Raw genomic sequence first — 18,865 nt, forward strand, 5'->3', positions numbered from 1 at the left:
CCAAACAGAGTTTATCATTGGATCCTATATGCTACTATGAATATCGGTTGTCCCAGCTTCTCGTGAATTCATGACTTGGACGAACATTGCTAATTATTTGTTTTACCGCTTGTCTATCGGTTTCTGGGCCCCCCGATTCGTGCCAGTACCGCGAGACGATATCATCAAATGAGATCTTCCTGTCTTTTTGCTGGGCGAAACCCACTACAAACGATACAATCTGTTTCAAGGTGATTTCAGATTTCAGCGACATAGAGATCTCATCTGAGTCTCTCATTTCAGAATGGATTTGACACAAGTCCCGGATACGTTGTTGATCATCGTCGTTCAGATCCTCGTAATTTTCGTCCATATCAGCCAACCACTCCTTGACGGTCGATAAGTAGTCAACCGGGGTTACGGGTTCAGTTGGATTATGGGGTGGAGTGACCATCTTACTGGGAGGGATATCTTCTGGCCAAACATCTTCCTCCCAATTGTGGATGATCTCTCTGTATTCATCCTCAACCCAGAGTAATTCCTCCTCAGTAATAGCAAGATCTGGGTCGGAGAAAACAACATCTTCCTTCTGATGGAACCGCCAATTCAATGGGAGATATCCCTCTAAAAGGTCCGGGTGTGCGCCATCGATGAACGCTGCACGTTGGCGTTCAATCCGGGATACGTCGCTTGGAGATATGAATCTGACTTCACCTAGACGTTTCGGCGTACTAGAGCTGTAGCGATCCATCTCGTATGATTTGAATAAGCAAACTCGACCGACGTCCTCCGGATTTGAATTATAGCTTGCAAAGAAACAAGCGACAAGCGGTTCTGTTGTAACATCCAGCAGCCATGACCTGACAGCGGTATTCTCCAGCACTCCAGAATAATGCTTAGCAATGGCTAGTGCATCTTCTTGCGACACTTGAAGCTCAGATTGTAGGTGTCTGACAAGTGAAGATAATTTCCGTATCTCCTGGTCGACATCACCTACGTCGTAGCGAAATAGGCTGGGGCGGATGGTCCAATCGGCATCTCTTTGCCCGCGATAATACCATTCATCCCTATCACCCTGAACGGATTTCAGTAATAGAGCCAGTTCATATACGTCTTCAAGAGGCTCGCTTTTAGAAAACTCAAGACTACGGCGGAAAAAGTGCCGTTCAACGGGGTCGTCGAGATCTTTGTAGTTAAAATATGCCTCGCGCCATGAGCTCATTTCAATTTGAAGTGTGGAGTGGAAGCCTAATTGATTTACTCTTCCTACACTATCACAGAATGAGCAGCCTCGATAGACGCGCTAAACACATTCACTATGGATAGATTGTGAGTCGTGAGTGCCGAGGCCGACCTATTACCGACTCGCGAAGTGAGGCGCACTGTCCCCATAGAGCGCCGCCTGTTGGTGACCGGATAGGGCGATAGATAGCGTCCCGAGAGCGACAGCGCGCTCCCGGACGCGGTCCGGTTACTCCGTTCGTCCGCTCTGACCGTCTCGCGCTCCAAGGTAGCTGGGCGATTGTCACGTCTTCAGCGGTGGTTCGGGGACACCGGCGGTGAGCTCCCGGCACGCGGTCGTCGAACGGATACGACGACACCAGTTGGCTTCGCCGGGTGGGACTCCCCCGTACGCATTTGTGACGGTCGCCGAAACGACGTACATGGGTATCATTTGCGAGTTCGAGTTGGAGTTAGCGGATTTGCCGCTGTGTGCCATCGCAGAGGAACTGGACTCCAGGCTGATCGTCGACAACGTCGTCTCCAGGGCGACCGACGAGACGACACTCGTGTTCTCCGCGACGGGCGTCGAACCGAACGCGCTCGAGTCGGCATTGCTCGGCGACGAATCGGTCGTGGAGTCCGTTGCCATCGACTCGACTGTCGTCGAGTCCCGGTATCGGGTCGTTCTCGATACGGACTACGTCGAAATATACACTCAACTGGTCGCCCGGCAGACGTACCCGATGGGTGCGATCGTGACCGCGCACGGGTGGACGGTGAGCACGCAGTTCGCCGACCGAGCGGATCTCGAAGCCTTCCGGGACGCCTGTCAGTCTAGCAATGTCACGTTCCGTCCACATCGGGTCTGCGAGACGGAACACGGCGGCGACGACTACGGACTCACCGCCCCCCAGCGGGAGGCACTACTGGTGGCCTACCGACTGGGGTATTTCGCCGTCCCCCGCGAGGCAGACCTGACAGATCTTTCGGCGGAACTCGACGCGACCACGTCCGCGATCTCGGAGCGTCTCCGCCGTGGAACGCACCAGTTGATTGATCACACCCTCGCCAGTTCCGAACGGTGACGGTGGGCTCTCCGGAGCGTAGCTGTACTGTGACCATATCCAACCGCATATGAATTGCTGTACATGTGCGGGCAACGGTTAGGGAACTGACGCGCGTATCACTCGATAACGGGAACTCAACATGACTATCCACCAGCCCCCACACGTCACTGACCGCGACGCACACTTCGTCGGCGGCGGCATCGCGTCGCTCGCCGGCGCGGCGTTCCTCGTCCGGGACGGAAATATGCCCGGCGAGAACATCTCCGTCTACGAAAAGCTCGACGTCGTCGGTGGCGCGATGGACGGCGCCGGCGATCCGGACGAGGGCTACCTGGTTCGGGGTGGTAGGATGTTCAACTACCCGACGTACGAATGCACGTGGAACCTCTTCGAGTCCATCCCGTCGCTCGAAGACGACTCGCGCTCGGTCAAAGCCGTGATGGACGAGTTCAACGAAGCGCACCCCTCGTACGCGAAAACACGACTGATGCGCGAGGGCGAACGGATCGACGCGGGCGAGTACGGGCTGACGCGCCAGCACCGGCAGTCGATAGCTCGGTTGCTCCTCACGCCCGAACCGCGACTCGGAGACACACGTATCGAGGAGTGGTTCGACGAGTCGTTCCTGGAGACGAACTTCTGGTACGTCTGGGCGACCATCTTCGCGTTCCAGCCGTGGCACAGCGTCGCCGAAGTCCGGCGATACATGTACCGGTTCCTCCACGAATTCTCCCAGTTACACACCATGGAGGGCATTGACCGGACGAAGTACAACCAGTACGACTCGATGATTCTCCCGCTCCGGCAGTGGCTTGAGGACCGCGGCGTCAATTTCGAGTACGGTCACGAGGTGACGGACATGGACATCATCCCGTCGCGAACGGGGCGCACCGTCGAGCGCATCTACTGTGAGACCGACAGTGGAACCGAGTCAGTCGACGTTGACGCGTCGGATCTCGTGTTCGTGACGAACGGGTCGATGACCGACGGCTCGTCCGTCGGCGGGATGGACGAGGCCCCCGAACTGAACGAAACCGGCGCGTCCTGGGAGCTGTGGAAGTCCATCGCCGAGGACAACCCGCAGTTCGGGACTCCCTCTGTGTTCGCGGACAACGTCACGGAGACGAAGTGGGTGTCGTTCACAGTCACCCTGCACAACACCGAGCTGTTCGACCACATCGTCGATTTCACCGACGAGGAGCCAGGTAACGGGCTCGTCACCTACCTCGGATCGAACTGGCTGTTGTCGACGGTCGTCGCCGCGCAGCCCCACTTCGCGAACCAACCGGACGACGTGAAGGTCTTCTGGGGCTACGCACTGTTTCCGGATCGCCAAGGGAACTACGTGGAGAAGCCGATGTCGGAGTGTACCGGTCGGGAGATCCTTCAGGAGCTGTGTTACCACCTGCAGTGTGAAGACCGTCTCCCGGAGATACTCGACAACGTGACCTGCATCCCAGTGATGATGCCGTTCATCACGGCCCATTTCCAGCCCCGGGTACCCGGTGACCGGCCAGCGATCGTCCCGGACGGGTCGAACAATCTGGCGTTCCTCGGACAGTACGCCGAACAGCCGCGCGACGTCGTGTTCACCGTCGAGTACTCGGTTCGGTCGGCGATGACTGCTGTCTACGAGATGCTCGACGTCGACGAGACGGTCCCGCCGGTGACGAAACACTACCGGGACCCTTCCGTCCTCGTGGACGCCGTTCGCGCGGCGCACCGGTGAGGAGGAAAACGGGAACTCTCCCGTCGGTCGAAGGAGGCCGTCGTCCACGTCTACCTCGCCGGCCACTAAGCGATCGGAACTTCGACGTGCGCTACTCACGGACGCGTACCCCTCTCGACGGGAGGCGATGCGGGGTATCATAACCGTGGAGCGCGTAGTTCGTCGCGGGATGCATCGGATCTCGGCGCGGCTCGGCGGCGCGATCACGGCCTCGCTCGGCGTCGTTCTCACCGCGCTTCTCACCCACCACGCGTACACGTTTCGACACCTCCCGTTGCACACCGGGTTGGAGGCGGCTCCGCTGGCCGCCTCGCTCAGCGTCGTGGTCGCCGGCGTCGTGATCGCTCGCGGGGGGATCGTCTCTGAGCCGTTCGTCGGGCGTACCCTCCTGTGGATGGCGGCCGGGATCGTCGCCATCGGCGGGATGAACACGTGGATCGTCGCCGAGGTCCATCTCCTCGTGCCCGTCGATGGGTGGTACGACCCGGTGCGGGAGTTCCTCAGCGTCGTCCCCTTCGGCGTGCTGCTCGGCCTGATCGTCGGCATCTACGACGCGGGTCGCCTCGATCAACAACGCGACATCCGGCGGCTCAACCGAATCAACGAGACGCTCCGCATCACCACGCAGGAGCTCGTCGACAAGACCGACAGGGACGCCCTCGAACAGGCGGTCTGCGACCGTCTCACGGAGTCGGCCCCCTACGACGCGGTCTGGGTCGGTCGTTACGACCCGGACGCGGCGGTGGTCACGCCCTCGGCGTCGGCCGGCTTCGACGACGGATACATCGAGTCGTTCGAGGTCACCACCGACGAGACTGAGCTCGGGAAAGGGCCGGGCGGGCGCGCGATCAAGACCCGCGAACCCCAGTGGGTGTCGAACGTCTACGCGGACCCGACGATGGAGCCGTGGTGGGACGTCCTCGAAGATCAGGACGTCGAGTCGCTCGCGGTCATCCCGATCACGCACGGCGAGACCATCTACGGTTTCTTCAGTATCTACGCCGATCGGCCGAACGTCTTCGACGCGCGCGAGCGCGAGGTGCTCTCGGAACTCGGGGACTCCGTCGGGCACGCGATCGCCTCCATCGAGGCCCGCGAGCGACTCGCGCGACGCGAGCGCGAACTCGCGCGGCAGAACGAGCGCTTGGAGGAGTTCGCGGGCGTCGTCTCGCACGACCTCCGGAGTCCGCTGAACGTCGCGGAGGGGTACCTCGACCTCGCGCGCGAGTCCGGCGATGACGCCCACTTCGACCGCGTCGAGGCGGCGCTCGTCCGGATGAACGACCTCATCGACGACCTCCTCGCGCTCGCGCGGCAGGGCGAGGCCGTCGACGAGGTCGAACCCGTCCCCCTCCGCGACGTGGTCGAACGCGCGTGGTCGACGGCCGGCACGCCGGCGGCGACGCTCCGGATCGCCGACGACCTCGGTGTCGTCGCCTGCGATCGCAGTCGACTGCGCCAACTCCTCGAGAACCTCTTTCGCAACGCGATCACGCACGCGGCGAACGAGGACGACGCGGCCGACCTCACCGTCACGGTCGGTCGCCTCGACGAGGGGTTCTACGTCGCCGACGACGGGTCCGGCGTCCCCGCGGGCGAGCGCGAGCGGGTGTTCGACATCGGCTACACCACGGCGGACGGCGGGACGGGCTTCGGCCTCAATATCGTCCGACAGATCGCGGACGCTCACGGCTGGTCGGTCACCCTGACGACGAGCGAGGGCGGGGGCGCGCGCTTCGAGTTCGACGGCGTCGAGATGCGCGAGTCGACGTGATGTGACGGCCGGCCAAACCCTATACCGCCCCGACCCCTCTCCCGTCGTATGCGGCTCTTCTGGCACCGTCGTGATCGCCGCCTCCACGACAACCGCGGCCTCGCCGCGGCCGCGAGCGACGACACCGTCCTCCCCGTCGCGGTTCGTGACGCCACCGTCGGGCCGCCGCCCGACTCCCGAGCGCGCGCCTACCAGGCCGCGACCGACGCGGCGCTCCGCGACGCGTACCGCGAACGCGACAGCGACCTCCTCGTCCGCTCGGGCGACCCCGCGGCGATCCTCCCGTCGCTGGCGGACGAGTACGGCGCGGACGCCGTGTACTGGAACACCGCGTACGGCCGCGAGCGTCGCACGCGTGCCCAGCGAGTCGCCGACGCCTGCGCGGCCGCGGGGATCGACGTCGGCGTCCACGTGGATTCGGTGCTCGTCGCGCCGGACGCGCTCGGTGACGATCATCGCTCCCATCGGGCGTTCCTCGACGAGTGGGAGCCCATCGAGAAACCCGATCCCGCACCCGCGCCCGACGCGGACGCGCTCGCCGCCGTCGACGACGACGCGCCGATCCCGGACGCGGCGGCCGACGTCGACCTCCCCGAAGCGGGCCATGGTGCGGCACGCGAGCGCCTCGACGCGTTCGTCGCCGCGGGCATCGAGACGTACGCCGACACCCGCGACGACCTCGCGGCGGCGGTCGAGCGTCCCACGAGCGCGGTCTCTCGCATCTCGCCGTACCTCGCCGCGGGCGCGCTCGGGATCCGCGAGGCGTGGGCGGCCGCGGGCGACGCTCTCGACGCCGCCGACGGCGACGCCGTGCGAAACGTCGAGAAGTACCGGTACGAGCTCACGTGGCGCGAACGCCACTACCACCTCTTCGCGGCGAACCCGGGTCTCCGAACCGAGAGTTACCGCTCCTTCGACGCTCCGATCGCGTGGCGCGACGACGCGGACGACTTCTCGGCCTGGACGGCGGGCGAGACGGGCTACCCGCTCGTCGACGCCGGGATGCGCCAACTGGAGCGAGAGGGGTACGTCCACAACCGCCCGCGGCAGGTCGTCGCCTCCTTCCTCACGAAACACCTCCTCCACGACTGGCGCGACGGCGAACGTCACTTCGCGCGCCGTCTCGTCGACTACGACCCGGCGAGCAACGCCGCGATGTGGCAGTGGTGCGCCTCGACGGGCACCGACACCGTCGACGTCCGCGTCTTCGATCCCGTCGCACAGATGGACAAGTACGACGACGGCGCGGCGTTCGTGACCGAGTACGTCCCCGAGCTACGGGGCGTCCCCCCAGACGCGATCGTCGAGTGGCCGACGCTCGACGCCGCGACGCGCCGCGAGCTCGCACCGGCGTACCCGGACCCGATCGTCGAGCGCGACGCCGCCTACGAGCGCGCCCGACGCGTCTTCGAGACGGCGCTCGGGAAACGCTAGTACTCCGGCTCGCCGCCGATATCCCGGCGCCCGATCGTCCGCTAGCGCTACGACATCCGCTCGGTGTAGTCCCAGCTGTAGATCTCGTCCGGGTCGATCTCGATGCGCACCTCCTCGCGGTCGGCGTCGAGGAGGTGTCTGGCGAGGTCGGAGTCCGTCCCGCCGAGGTAGCGGGTGATGAGCGAGCGCAACAGGGTCTTCTCCGCGTCCGCCTCGACCGTCGCCGTCCCCGTCCCCCGAACGCCGTAGTAGGGCGGATCGTTCACCGAGACGTCGAAGGCGACGGCGTCGTCCGCCCGGAGGAAGTCGACGACGGCCGCGCTGGCACCCGTCGCGCACGCGAAGACGCCGTCCTCGTAGGCGAACCAGAGCGTCACGGTCCACATCGTGCCGTCCGGCCGGTGCGTCGTCAGTCTGATCGGGACCGTCGCGTCCCGGAGGAAGTCGGCGACGCCGGCGTCGTCCCACGCGCCGCGGAACTCTGTCATACCGGGGGTTCGCACGCGGGGATCGAAAAACCACCCGCCGGAACCGCGCGTCCACGGCGGGCACACGCGCCTCCTTTTGACACACGTTCTACGGTCCGCGGCACTCGCCTCTCGGGAGTCGTCGCCGCCCGCTCCCGGGCGAGCTGACGGCCGCGCTCGCGGAGCGAACGGCTTTTCCCGCCTTTGGCCGAACGGACGACATGGAACGGCTCCGCGAATCCCTCCACGAGGCCCCGATCGTCGACAAGGATGGCTATCACTACCTCGTCCACCCGATCAGCAACGGCGTGCCGATGCTCGAACCCGCGCTGCTGCGCGAGGTCGTCGTCGGCGTGACGCGCGCCGCGGACCTCGACGTCGACAAGATCGTCGCCCCGGAGGCGATGGGGATCCACATCGCTACCGCCGTCTCTCTCCAGACCGACGTTCCGCTCGTCGTCATCCGCAAGCGCGAATACGGCCTGGAGGGCGAGGTCGCGCTCCACCAGCAGACGGGCTACTCGGAGTCCGAGATGTTCATCAACGACGTCGAGGCGGGCGATCGCGTCCTGATCCTCGACGACCTGCTCTCGACCGGCGGGACGCTCGCCGCGATCTGCGGCGCGCTCGACGACATCGGCGCCGAGATCACGGACATCGTCGTCGCGCTCCGGAAGGTCGGCCCCTCCGCGCTCGACGACACCGACTACGAGGCCACCAGCCTCCTCGACATCACCGTCGACGAGACGGGCGTCACCGTCCACGAGTGAGCACACCCGTGCATACATATCGCGTCGCGTAGCGCACAAGTAGGGACGGACACGCAACACTTATCGGTGCGAGCGGGGACGGACGTGACACGAATGGCGTCCGAGACGGACACCGAGATCCACGTCCAGTACGGCCTCGACGACCGGCCGCCGTGGCCGCGTTCACTCCTCCTCGCCCTCCAGCACGTCGCGGTGATGATCGTGCCCGCGACCGCCGTCGCGTACATCGTCGGCGGCGCGGTCGGCGTGGGGGACGCGACCGCGTACATCGTCCAGATGGTCCTGCTCTTCTCCGGACTCGCCACGGTCGTTCAGGCCTACACCGTCGGGCCGGTCGGCGCGAAACTCCCCGTGGTCATGGGGACGAGCTTCACCTTCGTCGGCGCGGCCTCCACGATCGGGATCAACTACGGCCTCGCCGCGGTCTTCGGCGCGATCCTCGTCACCGGCTGGCTCGTCGAGGGGCTCATCGGCTGGCAGTTCGAGCGCATCCGCCCCTTCTTCCCGCCGCTCGTCACCGGCCTCGTCGTCGTCATCATCGGCCTCTACCTCGTCCCCGCGGCGATGGACAACGCCGCCGGCGGTGCGGGAAGCGCTCACTACGGCGCGGCGTACAACGTCGGCCTCGCCGCGCTCGTCCTCGGCATCGCCGTCGTCCTCAACCTCTTCACGCGCGGCGTCACGCGCCTCCTCAGCACGCTCGTCGCCATCGCCGTCGGCTACGTCGCCGCCGGCGTCCTCACCGTCATCGGAGTCGCCCCCGGCCTGCTCAGTTTCGACGCCGTCGCCGCCCAACCGTGGCTCGCCGTCCCGAACCCCGGACGCTTCGGCTTCGCCTTCGAACCCGTCCCGATCCTGACCTTCGCCTTCCTCTTCCTCGTCTCCGCGATGGAGACCGTCGGTGACCTGTCCAGCGTCACGTCGGCGGAGGGGCGCACGCCCGCCGACGAGGAGTTCCGCGGGGGCCTCTTCACCGACGGTCTCATGAGCTCCCTCGGCGCCGTCTTCGGCGCCTTTCCCGTCACCTCCTTCTCGCAGAATGCCGGCATCATCAACTTCACGGGCGTGATGAGCCGTCATGTCGTCGGGATCGCGGGCGTGATCCTCGCCGTGCTCGGGCTCAGCCCGAAGATCGGCGCGCTCGTCACCACCATCCCGAGCGCCGTCTTCGGCGGCGCCGTCCTCCTCATGGCGGGGATGGTCGCCGCGAGCGGCGCGCGTCTCATCACCCTCGACGTCACGCTCAACCGACGGAACATGGTCATCCTCGCCGTCGCGCTCGGTCTCGGACTCGGCGTCGCCACCACGCCCGAGGCCCTCGGCGGCCTCCCCGTTGCCGCCCGGACGTTCTTCGGCGAGCCGGTCATCGTCACCGCGCTCTCCGCGCTGTTGCTCAACACCTTCGTCCCCGGCGAGCAGAGCCCGCTCTTCGACGCCCACTGAGTGTTACCACGTCACTCGGAGGTGCTTTACGCGCCGGCCGTCTCACTGTCGTATGGACTACCAGATCGCGCTGGACCGGGCGTTCGACGCCCTCCCCGAGCGCCCCGCCGAAGCCGACGCCCGCCTCCAGATCCCCGCCCCCGAGGGCGAGACGGACGGCGCGTTCACCCGCCTGACGAACGTCCGCGCGATCGCCGACGCCGTCTCGCGCGATCCCACTCACCTCTTCCGAAACGTCCAGCGCGAGCTCGGCACGAACGGCCAGTTCGACGGCCAGCGCGCCCGATACAACGGCTCGTTCTCCGTCGCGGACTTCGACGCCGCGATCGACGCCTACGTCGCGGAGTTCGTCACCTGCACCGAGTGCGAGCGCCCGGACACGCGCCTCGTCACCGAGGACGGCGTCGAGATGCTCCGCTGTACGGCCTGCGGTGCGTTCCGCCCCGTCCAGAAGAAGACGGCGACGACCCACACCGCCCGCGAGACCGTCGACTCGGGCAAGACCTACGAACTGGAGATCACCGGCACGGGCCGCAAGGGCGACGGCGTCGCCGAGCGCGGGCGCTACACGGTGTTCGTCTCCGGCGCGCGCGAGGGGCAGACCGTCCGCGCGTACGTCGAGAGCACGAGCGGCGACCTCGCGTTCGCCCGCCTCGCGTAGGTACCGCTCCGCCGCCCCCGCCCCCACACCCACCTCCGCTCGCCCCGCCGGTCGCGACCGACAGTGGTTCTCACAGCGATTCGAGACCGAAACCCACTGTTTCCCTCGCGGGCGACTGACGGCTCCGGATAGTCACGATTATATCTCCGCATCGGTCACCGGTTGGTATGGCTTCCCGTGATGCGAGCGGCACGCCGCACCTCACGCTCCCCTTCGACGCGGCGACCGCGACGCGACTGGGATGGACGCTCGGTGACGCGATCACCGACGACAGCACGCGAACGGCGCGCCTGCGACACGTCGGTGGGACCGTCCGCGGCGCCGTCCACGACGTCGGCGGCGCGACCGTCGTCCTCGTCCGGACGCCCGCGGGCCGCGAGCGTTACTACGAACTCCCGACGCACGACGTCGACAGCGCGCTCACGGCGGCGGTCGAACGCGGCTTCCGCCGCCTCGACGACCCCGACGCCGCGCACGCCTGAGTCCGCGGGGGACTGACGCCGCGGCGCTCGACGCCATCCGACGTCGGGACGGGCCGACCCGATTCTCCCTTCAGGCCTAGTATTGTCAAAGGACATCTCAGGAACACGCCTATGAGTACCCACGTCCGGAGTATGCGTATGAGTGACACAGACGTGACGTACGTCGGGAAGGCCTGCGCGTACGTGACGCGCGGCGGCTCGGAGCTGCTGGTGTTCGAGGGTCCCGGCCACGACGGTCTCCAGATCCCGAAGGGGACCGTCGAGCCCGGCGAGGAGACCCGCGAGGCGCTCTACCGCGAGGTGATCGAGGAGAGCGGCGTCTCCACCTTCCACGGCGTCCACCACCTCAGCACGGACGTCTGGGTCCGCCGGGACGCCCGGCGATACGTTCGGCACTTCTACCACGCCCCCGTCCACGAGCCCCGGGACGCGTGGACGCACGTCGTCACGGGCGACGGCGAGGAGGTCGGTGCCGAGTTCGACTTCTCGTGGATCGACCTCTCGACGGCCGCCGACGCGACCTTCGCGCTCGACCTCGACGATTACCTGCACGCGCTCGCGCCCGCGAGCGGATCGCGCGCCCCGACGGTTCTCGCGGACGACTGAGCGTTCAGTTCGTCGTGACGACCTCGACGACGGCGTTGTGTTCGAGCACCGTGTCCTTGCCGAGCTGGCGCTTCGAGCGACAATCGATCCCGTGCAGGAAGCCCTCGCCGATGTCCGAGTGGATGTGGTAGGCGAAGTCCTCCGCCGTCGCGTCCTCCGGGAGGAGGAAGACGTCCGGGAACGGCCCCTGCGTCCAGTTGAGCCCGGCGTCGCCCGTGAAGACCGCCTTCAGTCCGAGCTCCTCGAACAGCGCGGTCTCCAGGGCCTCCTGGACGCCCGTCCCGCCGAACTCGGTCACGAACTCGCGGATCTCCTCCAAGCCCGCCTCCTGCCCCTCGCTGAGGTCGGCGACGATCTCGAAGTCGCCGTCGCCGGGCACGTAGTCGACGACGCCCTGCTCGGCCGCGTTCTTCAGCGCCTTCTCGGCGTGCACGCTACACGGGACGATGGTGACGTCCTCGTACTCGGGATCGTTCGTGATCTCCTCGTAGTTCGCCTGCCCCTCGGGCGTGTCGAGTTTGTTCGCGGCGACGACCATCGGCTTCGTCCGCTCGCGGATCGCCCGCGCGAGTTCGAGTTCGTCGTCGTCGTCCCACGTCTCGGGATCGAGTTCGAGGCCCTCGCTCAGGATGATCTGTTTGATCTCGTCCTTGTTGGTGCCGAAGGCGCTCATCTGTTCGGCGAGTTCGACCTCCAGTTCGACCTCCGTGGTGTGGGCCGTCTCGAAGCGCTCGATTCCCTTTCGGAGGATACCGAGGTACCACTGATCGAGCTCCGCTTCGAGGAAGTCGATGTCCTCGCGGGGGTCGTGACCCTCGGTGGGCTCGCCCTCGGGGTCGGTCTTCCCGGAGAAGTCGACGATGTGGACGAGGACGTCCGCCTCGTTGAGGTCCGTGAGGAACTGGTTGCCGAGGCCCTTCCCCTCGTGTGCGCCCGGGATGAGGCCGGCGACGTCGACGAGCTTCGTCGGGACGAAGCGCTTCCCGTCCTCGCAGTAGCCCGTGTTCGGCGCACAGGACTCGTCGAACTCGGGGGCCGCGCAGTCCGTGCGGACGTACGCCTCGCCGACCGCGGGGTCGATCGTCGTGAACGGGTACGCCCCCTCGGGCACGTCGTTCATCGTCGCCGCGTTGAAGAACGAGGACTTCCCCACGGAGGGTTTCCCCACCAGTCCGATCTTGTAGCTCATTAGGCACTCGAAGACTACCGCGGCCTAAATGGTCTTCTGAAGGGCGGTAGCGTGCCACGCTGTCGCACGTGCGGTCCCGAAACTTTTCGGTTCCGTCCTTCCTGAGCCGACGTATGGACCGACGCGACTACCTCGCCGCCCTGGGCGTCGCCGGTCTCGCCGGTCTCGCCGGCTGTAGCGCGCTCTCCGGACGCGACGGCCTCAGCGACGACCCGCCAGCGGACTGCGGGGTCCCCGAGAGCTTCGCCGCGAACCGCGGCGCCCTCCCCGCCGACGAGACGCCCGCGGACGGCATCCCGCCCGCCGTCGACGGCGACCCGCCCTCCCACGAGGTCGGCCCCGACGTGTTCCCCACCGCGACCGTCGACGGCGTCGACGTCCGCCTCGCCCCCGTCGAGGTCGCGCACTACTGGTGGCGCCGCGGTGCCGCCCGGTTCGCCGACGCCCGCGGGCGCGACGCCTACGACGGCGCGCACGTCTACGGCGCCGTGTGGAGTCCGGCCGACACGACCGACGCGAGCGCCGCGTGCGACCCCATCGACTACTGGCCGGACGGCGATCGAATCGTCTGCTACGGCGGTGGAACGGACGGGCACGGGCGCCAACGCGCCGCCGCGCTCGCCGCCGCCGACTACGACGAGGTGTACGCGATCCGCGACGGCTTCCCGACGTGGCGCCGCGCCGGCCATCCGGTCGCGGGTCGCGACGTCGATCCGGCCGACGCCACCGGCTGAGCCCGCGGGCTTTTTCTCGTCCCCCCGCGCCTCGGGCCGTGAGCGACCACCCGATACCGAAGGGGATGAACCGGGAGACCCTCGGTACCGTCGTCGCCGACTGGTACGCCGCCGGCGCGAGCGAGGGGGCGACGCGATCGCGGCCGAGCAGGCCGGCGATACGGTGGCGGTCCGACGGTGCAGCGACGCGGCGGACACGCTTTTGCGCGGTGCGTGACAATCCCGACGCATGAGCGAACGCATCGTCGTGATGGGTGCGGCCGGCCGCGACTTCCACGACTACGTCGCCGCCCTCCGGGACGACCCCGACCGGCGCGTCGTCGCGTTCACGCGCGCCCCGGGGCAGAACTTCGGCGAGACCGACGCGGGCGGGTACGAGGCCTTCCCCGCCGAACTCACGCCCGACGGCCGCGGCTCGATCCCGATCGTCCCCGAGGCCGATCTCGAAGACGCGATCGCCGAGCACGACGCCGGAACGGTCCTGTTCGCGTACTCGGACGTCGCCCACGAGGACGTGATGCACGCGGCCTCGCGCGCGCTCGCCGCCGGCGCGGACTTCGGGATGCTCGGCCCCGACAGCGTCCAACTCGACGTCGACGTCCCCGTCGTCGCCGTGAACGCCGTCCGCACGGGCTGCGGGAAGTCCGCCGTCGCGCGGGCGTTCGCGGACGAGCTCGACGCCCGGGGGTTCGACGTCGCCGTCGTCCGCGAGCCGATGCCGTACGGCGACCTCGCTGAAAAGCGCGTCGAGCGGTTCGCGGACGCGAGCGATCTCGACGGACTCACCGTCGAGGAACGCGAGGAGTACGCGGACCACGTCGCGGCGGGCCACGCCGTCTACGCGGGCGTCGACTACCGGGCGGTGTTCGACCGGGCGAGCGACGAGGCGGACGTGCTCGTCTGGGACGGCGGGAACAACGAACTCGCGTTCGCCCGCCCGGATCACCACCTCGTGCTCGTCGACGCGCTCCGACCCGAGCACGGCGAGCGCTACCACCCGGGCGAGGCGAACCTCCGGCGCGCCGACGCGGTCCTCGTGACGAAGGAGAACGCGGCGAGCGACGCCCAGACCGAGGCGGCGACCGACTCGGCGGCGCGCCTCGCGCCGACCGACGCGCCGATCCACCACGCCGACTCGGTCGTGCGCGCGGACGACCCGGACGCGATCGCCGGCCGCGACGCCCTCGTCGTCGAGGACGGCCCGACGCTCACGCACGGCGGCACCTCGCACGGTGCGGGCTACGCCGCCGCCCGGGACGCCGGCGCGGCGTCGATACTCGACCCCGAACCGCACGCCGTCGGTCAGATCGCGGACGTCTTCGCGTCGTACGATCACCTCGATCGGGTGCTCCCGGCGATGGGGTACAGCGAGGCCCAACTCGCGGACCTCGAGGCGACGATCGACGCCGTCGATCCGGACGTCGTCGTCGCGGGGACGCCCGTCGACCTCGACGTGGTCGTGGACGTCGACGCGCCCGTCGTCCGCGCGCGCTACGAGATCGAGTGCCGCGACGCGACGCCCGCGTCGCTCCTCGACGCGGGACTCGGCGGCGCTCTCGATTTCTGACCGAGTCGCGGGTAGGTTTATAGCGCATCGCCGGCTAGGTCCGGACAGGATGAGCGTCGTTCTGACGTTCACCATTCCGGGGAGCCAGTTCGCGCTCGGCCGCGCGATGCCGGAAGGGGGGATACGAGCAGAGCTCGACCGCGTCGTACCGCTAGCCGCAGACACGCCGCCGTTCCTCTGGGCGCACGCCGGCGGAGACGCGCTCGACGACTTCCAGACGCGTCTCGCCGGGGACCCGGACGTCGCCAGCGTGGAGACCGTCGACGCCTTCGACGACCAGCGCCTCTACCGCGTCGACTGGGCCGCCTCGGGGACCGGGGTCCTCTCGCACCTCCGCCGGACGTCGGCGAGCCTGAGCGGTGCGACCGGTACCCGCGACGCGTGGGAGTTCACCGCCCGGTTCCCCTCGCGGGAGGCCCTCTCGGAGTTCCACGACGCCTGCCGCGAGGCCGAGTTCGACCTGACGGTGACCGGCGTCGCACCCCTCGACCCGCTCGACGAGCCCGACGACGGCCTCACGGCGAACCAGCGCGAGACCCTCCGCCGCGCCCACGAGGCCGGTTTCTACGACATCCCCCGGGGGACGACGACGGTCGACCTCGCGGCCGATCTGGGCATCTCCGATCAGTCCCTCTCCGAGCGCCTCCGCCGCGCGCACGCCGCGCTCGTCGAACGGACGCTCCTGTAGCGGTGTGGCGTCCCCGCCGGCGCTGGGCGCTCAGACGCGCTTCGGGGCGTGCGCGGCCACTTCGACGCCGGGGCTGTACGCGACGTGGGGATCGCGGTCCGGCGTCTCGAAGCCGTTGACGGTGAAGAGGTCGTTCTCGCGGACGTCGTACGTCGCCTCCTGCACCCGCCACGGCTCGTGCTCGATCTCGCCGCGGAGCAGGGTCCCGCGCCCCTCGACGTAGAAGCGATAGCGTTCGAGGAGGAACTCCGTGAGCGATCCCGGCTCCGCGGGCTCGGGATCGCCCGTCGGGGTGTAGTCGGCGTCGAACTCGCAGGGCGGGGCGCCGGTGTGGGTGCGCTCGCTCTCGAACTCGACGGTATCGCCGCGTTTGACGATCCGCTGACTGGCGTCGTAGTACGGGAGTCGGAAGGTCGCGCGCGCGATGGCGACGCCGAGGCGGTCGGTGGCGTCGAGGTTGTAGAAGTAGATGCCGGGCCCGGCGTCGCCCGTGACGTACGTCCGGAGGTTCAGCTCGCCGAAGGTGGGACCGACGAACCGAGGGAACTTGTAGGGGCGGACGTCGCCCATCACGAAGGGGACGACGGAGAGGTAGGCGTCCCCGTCGTAGGTGTCGACGGCGACGCCGTCGGGAAGCGTCGCGGCGACGACGTCGGGATCGACGGCGTACGAGGCGACACACACGTCGCGCCAGTCCATCGAGATGACTCGCATACGCGCGTTTCGACCCGGTGCTCCTTCGTCGTGCCGGCCGTTACCGCGGCCACCGACAGCGTTATTAACTCTATAGGTGGATTTAGTAATCGTGCCGAGTACCCTCTCCGTTCGTTCCGTCCGCCGCCCCGCAGTCGCCCTCGGGGCCGTCGCCGTCGTCCTCCTGTGCGTGCTCTCCGCCGTCGCGCTCGCGGCCGGCCGCGACGGCAAGGTCGTCGGGATCGGCTGGGTCGCGTTCGCCGCGATGTCCGGCGGGGCGCTCCTCGGTGAGCGCGCGCACGACGGGAGCGCCCGCGGCCTCGTCTGGGGCTACGGGCTCGCCAGCGGCGCGATGGTGACGAGCGCCGCGGTCTTCCTCGTTCCGCAGGCCGTCGGCTACCAGCCGAAACTCGCCGGCTTCGGGCTCGCGGCCGGCGTCGTCGCCGGCTTCGGTGCTCACACCATCGGCCACCGGCTCTCCCACCGACGGCTTCCGATCGACCGCACGGCGGCGCAGCTCACCGCGCACGCGCTCGCGGCCGGCGTCATCATCGGCGCCGTCTACGCCACGATGCCGGAGCTGGGCGCCGTTCTCGGGCTCGCCATCGTTTCGCACAAGGGCCCCGCGGGCTACGCGGCCGCGCGTCGCCTCCGTCTCGACGGTCGCCCGGTCAGCCCCGTGTTACTGCCGGCGGCGGCCGTCGGAATCGCCGCCGTCGCCGTCTCGCTCCTTCACGTCCCGCCGAACCCCGGCGTCGACGCCGTCGTCTTCGGCTTCGCCGCGGGGGTCTTCCTCCACATCGCCATGGACTTCCTCCCGGACTGCGAGGTCGGCGGTGAGATCCACGACGCGGTCACCCACGATCACGACGGTCACGACCACGCGCTCCTCGACGCCCTCCGGACGCACGCCGTCGTCAGCACGGTCATCGGCGGGGCCTGCGTCCTCGTGGCGAGCGTCGGACTCGGGGTCGTCTGAGGCGTTCCGCGGCCGGCGACGAGACGAGAGGAACATCCTTATATGGTTGGACGGATTTGACGCACGTACACGATGTCATCTAACGACATTCCCGGTGCGAGTCCGGGGGAACGGGTTCTTCCAGGGCACATTAGCCCACAATAACGACGAGATCGACGACGCACGGATTTTCGACACGACGCTCCGCGACGGCGAGCAGACGCCACGCACGTCGTTCGACTACGACGACAAGCGCGAGATAGCGGCGCTGCTCGACGGGATGGGAGTCCACGTCATCGAGGCCGGCTTCCCCGCGAACTCCGAGGCGGAGTTCGAGGCCGTCCGCGACGTCGCTGAGGCGACCGACGCCACGACCTGCGGGCTGGCGCGCGTCGTCGAGTCCGACGTCGAGGCCGCCATCGACGCGGGTGTCGACATGGTGCACGTCTTCGCGTCCACCAGCGACATCCAGATCGAGGACTCGATGCACACCACCCGCGAGGAGGTCATCACTCGCTCGGTCGCCGCGGTCGAGCAGGTCGCGGACGCCGGTGTCGAAGTCATGTACTCCCCGATGGACGTCACCCGGACCGACCCCGAGTACCTCGCCGAGGTATTGGAGGCGGTCGATTCGGCGGGCGTCGATTGGGTGAACCTCCCCGACACCGTCGGGATCGCCACCCCGAGTCGGTTTGCCGACCTCGTCCAGTACGTGCGCAAGCACACGGACGCCCGGATCGACGTGCACTGTCACGACGACTTCGGGATGGCGACCGCGAACGCCGTCGAGGGGATCGTCGCCGGGGCCGATCAGGCGCAGGTGAGCGTCAACGGCATCGGCGAGCGCGCCGGGAACGCCTCCTTGGAGGAGGTCGTCATGGCCATCGAGAGCCTCTACGGCGTCGACACCGGTATCGACACGACCGGGATCGCCGAGCTCTCCGAGGTGGTCGCCGAGAAGTCCGGCGTTCCGATCCCCGACAACAAGCCCGTCGTGGGGAAGAACGCCTTCAGCCACGAGTCCGGCATCCACGCCGCGGGCGTCATCGAGAACTCGGAGACGTTCGAGCCCGGCGTGATGACCCCCGAGATGATCGGCGCGGAGCGTTCGATCGTCCTCGGGAAACACACGGGGACGAACGCGGTCCGCCAACACCTGGAGGAGGCCGGCTACGCGCCGACCGACGACGAGGTCGTGGCGGTCACCAAGCGCGTGAAGGAGCACGCCGCCGGCAAACGCCGCGTCACCACGGACGACCTCCACGAGTTCGCGGCGGACGTCGGCATCGAGCGCGAATCGGCCGAAGTGAGGGCCTGAGACGTCATGCCCTCGTTCGGCAACGCTTGCGCGGCCGGGAAGGTTCAAATAGGAGCGACGCCTACGTCCGATAACCATGCGA

At 67.6% G+C, this 18,865-nt stretch carries 18 protein-coding genes; 14 read left to right on the forward strand and 4 right to left on the reverse strand.

Annotation, left to right across the window (positions count from 1 at the left end; translation table 11 throughout):
* Positions 1 to 34: 34 nt before the first annotated feature.
* Positions 35 to 1,201, reverse strand: a complete 1,167-nt coding sequence (locus J2754_RS03830) for an FRG domain-containing protein (protein WP_188877943.1) — start codon at positions 1,199 to 1,201, stop codon at positions 35 to 37.
* 442 nt (positions 1,202 to 1,643) lie between these two features.
* On the opposite strand from J2754_RS03830, the gene J2754_RS03835 reads away from it, so the two are divergent.
* The 4 genes from J2754_RS03835 (at position 1,644) to J2754_RS03850 (ending at position 7,207) form a co-directional block, all read left to right on the forward strand.
* Positions 1,644 to 2,288 carry a helix-turn-helix domain-containing protein gene (locus J2754_RS03835; RefSeq protein ID WP_188878431.1) on the forward strand — a complete coding sequence of 215 codons (645 nt, stop codon included), beginning with the start codon at positions 1,644 to 1,646 and terminating at the stop codon, positions 2,286 to 2,288.
* 121 nt (positions 2,289 to 2,409) lie between these two features.
* A complete protein-coding gene (locus tag J2754_RS03840; RefSeq protein WP_211086732.1) occupies positions 2,410 to 3,999 on the forward strand; it encodes an oleate hydratase in 1,590 nt (529 codons plus the stop codon).
* A gap of 169 nt (positions 4,000 to 4,168) precedes the next feature.
* Complete coding sequence (locus J2754_RS16070) at positions 4,169 to 5,773, forward strand: receiver/sensor box histidine kinase (RefSeq protein WP_245332886.1); 1,605 nt, start codon at positions 4,169 to 4,171, stop codon at positions 5,771 to 5,773.
* A gap of 48 nt (positions 5,774 to 5,821) precedes the next feature.
* Entirely contained in the window at positions 5,822 to 7,207 is a 1,386-nt protein-coding gene (locus J2754_RS03850) for a cryptochrome/photolyase family protein (protein WP_211086733.1), read from the forward strand.
* Between the two features lie 47 nt (positions 7,208 to 7,254).
* Here J2754_RS03850 and J2754_RS03855 read toward each other — a convergent pair whose 3' ends face one another.
* A complete protein-coding gene (locus tag J2754_RS03855) occupies positions 7,255 to 7,695 on the reverse strand; it encodes a pyridoxamine 5'-phosphate oxidase family protein (protein WP_188877950.1) in 441 nt (146 codons plus the stop codon).
* Positions 7,696 to 7,895: 200 nt separating this feature from the next.
* On the opposite strand from J2754_RS03855, the gene hpt reads away from it, so the two are divergent.
* The 5 genes from hpt (at position 7,896) to J2754_RS03880 (ending at position 11,636) form a co-directional block, all read left to right on the forward strand.
* Positions 7,896 to 8,444, forward strand: a complete 549-nt coding sequence (hpt, locus tag J2754_RS03860) for a hypoxanthine/guanine phosphoribosyltransferase (protein WP_188877952.1) — start codon at positions 7,896 to 7,898, stop codon at positions 8,442 to 8,444.
* Positions 8,445 to 8,537: 93 nt separating this feature from the next.
* Positions 8,538 to 9,887 carry a uracil-xanthine permease family protein gene (locus tag J2754_RS03865; protein ID WP_211086734.1) on the forward strand — a complete coding sequence of 450 codons (1,350 nt, stop codon included), beginning with the start codon at positions 8,538 to 8,540 and terminating at the stop codon, positions 9,885 to 9,887.
* 52 nt (positions 9,888 to 9,939) lie between these two features.
* Positions 9,940 to 10,548, forward strand: coding sequence for a translation initiation factor IF-2 subunit beta (locus J2754_RS03870; RefSeq protein ID WP_211086735.1), 609 nt, complete (start codon positions 9,940 to 9,942; stop codon positions 10,546 to 10,548).
* 167 nt (positions 10,549 to 10,715) lie between these two features.
* Positions 10,716 to 11,030, forward strand: coding sequence for a hypothetical protein (locus J2754_RS03875; protein ID WP_188877957.1), 315 nt, complete (start codon positions 10,716 to 10,718; stop codon positions 11,028 to 11,030).
* A gap of 138 nt (positions 11,031 to 11,168) precedes the next feature.
* Entirely contained in the window at positions 11,169 to 11,636 is a 468-nt protein-coding gene (locus tag J2754_RS03880) for an NUDIX hydrolase (RefSeq protein ID WP_188877959.1), read from the forward strand.
* 4 nt (positions 11,637 to 11,640) lie between these two features.
* On the opposite strand, the gene J2754_RS03885 is transcribed toward J2754_RS03880, so the two are convergent.
* Positions 11,641 to 12,825 carry a redox-regulated ATPase YchF gene (locus J2754_RS03885; RefSeq protein WP_188877960.1) on the reverse strand — a complete coding sequence of 395 codons (1,185 nt, stop codon included), beginning with the start codon at positions 12,823 to 12,825 and terminating at the stop codon, positions 11,641 to 11,643.
* Between the two features lie 113 nt (positions 12,826 to 12,938).
* On the opposite strand from J2754_RS03885, the gene J2754_RS03890 reads away from it, so the two are divergent.
* From J2754_RS03890 to J2754_RS03900, 3 genes are all read left to right on the forward strand, one after another.
* Positions 12,939 to 13,559: a rhodanese-like domain-containing protein gene (locus tag J2754_RS03890; protein WP_211086736.1), complete on the forward strand. Its 621-nt coding sequence runs from the start codon at positions 12,939 to 12,941 to the stop codon at positions 13,557 to 13,559.
* A 229-nt stretch (positions 13,560 to 13,788) separates the two neighbouring features.
* On the forward strand, positions 13,789 to 15,126 hold the full coding sequence (locus J2754_RS03895) for a GTPase (protein ID WP_211086737.1): 1,338 nt from the start codon (positions 13,789 to 13,791) through the stop codon (positions 15,124 to 15,126).
* Positions 15,127 to 15,175: 49 nt separating this feature from the next.
* The gene (locus J2754_RS03900) at positions 15,176 to 15,814 is read left to right on the forward strand and encodes a helix-turn-helix domain-containing protein (protein ID WP_188877964.1); all 639 of its coding nucleotides are present in this window, start codon (positions 15,176 to 15,178) and stop codon (positions 15,812 to 15,814) included.
* 30 nt (positions 15,815 to 15,844) lie between these two features.
* Here J2754_RS03900 and J2754_RS03905 read toward each other — a convergent pair whose 3' ends face one another.
* Complete coding sequence (locus J2754_RS03905) at positions 15,845 to 16,528, reverse strand: YqjF family protein (RefSeq protein WP_211086738.1); 684 nt, start codon at positions 16,526 to 16,528, stop codon at positions 15,845 to 15,847.
* Between the two features lie 91 nt (positions 16,529 to 16,619).
* Here J2754_RS03905 and J2754_RS03910 point away from each other — a divergent pair, with 91 nt between their 5' ends.
* Both J2754_RS03910 and J2754_RS03915 read left to right on the forward strand, forming a co-directional pair.
* Complete coding sequence (locus J2754_RS03910) at positions 16,620 to 17,486, forward strand: ZIP family metal transporter (RefSeq protein ID WP_425350958.1); 867 nt, start codon at positions 16,620 to 16,622, stop codon at positions 17,484 to 17,486.
* Positions 17,487 to 17,580: 94 nt separating this feature from the next.
* On the forward strand, positions 17,581 to 18,783 hold the full coding sequence (locus J2754_RS03915; RefSeq protein ID WP_188877969.1) for a LeuA family protein: 1,203 nt from the start codon (positions 17,581 to 17,583) through the stop codon (positions 18,781 to 18,783).
* The last annotated feature ends 82 nt before the right edge of the window (positions 18,784 to 18,865 follow it).

The sequence above is a fragment of the Halarchaeum nitratireducens genome, assembly GCF_017874695.1.
GTDB lineage: Archaea > Halobacteriota > Halobacteria > Halobacteriales > Halobacteriaceae > Halarchaeum > Halarchaeum nitratireducens.

What these genes read in the sequence shown, in the direction of transcription:
- J2754_RS03830 (WP_188877943.1), bottom strand. Translation starts at nt 1,201, where the DNA reads ATGAGCTCATGGCGCGAGGCATATTTTAACTACAAAGATCTCGACGAC.
- J2754_RS03835 (WP_188878431.1), top strand. Translation starts at nt 1,644, where the DNA reads ATGGGTATCATTTGCGAGTTCGAGTTGGAGTTAGCGGATTTGCCGCTG.
- J2754_RS03840 (WP_211086732.1), top strand. Translation starts at nt 2,410, where the DNA reads ATGACTATCCACCAGCCCCCACACGTCACTGACCGCGACGCACACTTC.
- J2754_RS16070 (WP_245332886.1), top strand. Translation starts at nt 4,169, where the DNA reads ATGCATCGGATCTCGGCGCGGCTCGGCGGCGCGATCACGGCCTCGCTC.
- J2754_RS03850 (WP_211086733.1), top strand. Translation starts at nt 5,822, where the DNA reads ATGCGGCTCTTCTGGCACCGTCGTGATCGCCGCCTCCACGACAACCGC.
- J2754_RS03855 (WP_188877950.1), bottom strand. Translation starts at nt 7,695, where the DNA reads ATGACAGAGTTCCGCGGCGCGTGGGACGACGCCGGCGTCGCCGACTTC.
- hpt (WP_188877952.1), top strand. Translation starts at nt 7,896, where the DNA reads ATGGAACGGCTCCGCGAATCCCTCCACGAGGCCCCGATCGTCGACAAG.
- J2754_RS03865 (WP_211086734.1), top strand. Translation starts at nt 8,538, where the DNA reads ATGGCGTCCGAGACGGACACCGAGATCCACGTCCAGTACGGCCTCGAC.
- J2754_RS03870 (WP_211086735.1), top strand. Translation starts at nt 9,940, where the DNA reads ATGGACTACCAGATCGCGCTGGACCGGGCGTTCGACGCCCTCCCCGAG.
- J2754_RS03875 (WP_188877957.1), top strand. Translation starts at nt 10,716, where the DNA reads ATGGCTTCCCGTGATGCGAGCGGCACGCCGCACCTCACGCTCCCCTTC.
- J2754_RS03880 (WP_188877959.1), top strand. Translation starts at nt 11,169, where the DNA reads ATGAGTGACACAGACGTGACGTACGTCGGGAAGGCCTGCGCGTACGTG.
- J2754_RS03885 (WP_188877960.1), bottom strand. Translation starts at nt 12,825, where the DNA reads ATGAGCTACAAGATCGGACTGGTGGGGAAACCCTCCGTGGGGAAGTCC.
- J2754_RS03890 (WP_211086736.1), top strand. Translation starts at nt 12,939, where the DNA reads ATGGACCGACGCGACTACCTCGCCGCCCTGGGCGTCGCCGGTCTCGCC.
- J2754_RS03895 (WP_211086737.1), top strand. Translation starts at nt 13,789, where the DNA reads ATGAGCGAACGCATCGTCGTGATGGGTGCGGCCGGCCGCGACTTCCAC.
- J2754_RS03900 (WP_188877964.1), top strand. Translation starts at nt 15,176, where the DNA reads ATGAGCGTCGTTCTGACGTTCACCATTCCGGGGAGCCAGTTCGCGCTC.
- J2754_RS03905 (WP_211086738.1), bottom strand. Translation starts at nt 16,528, where the DNA reads ATGCGAGTCATCTCGATGGACTGGCGCGACGTGTGTGTCGCCTCGTAC.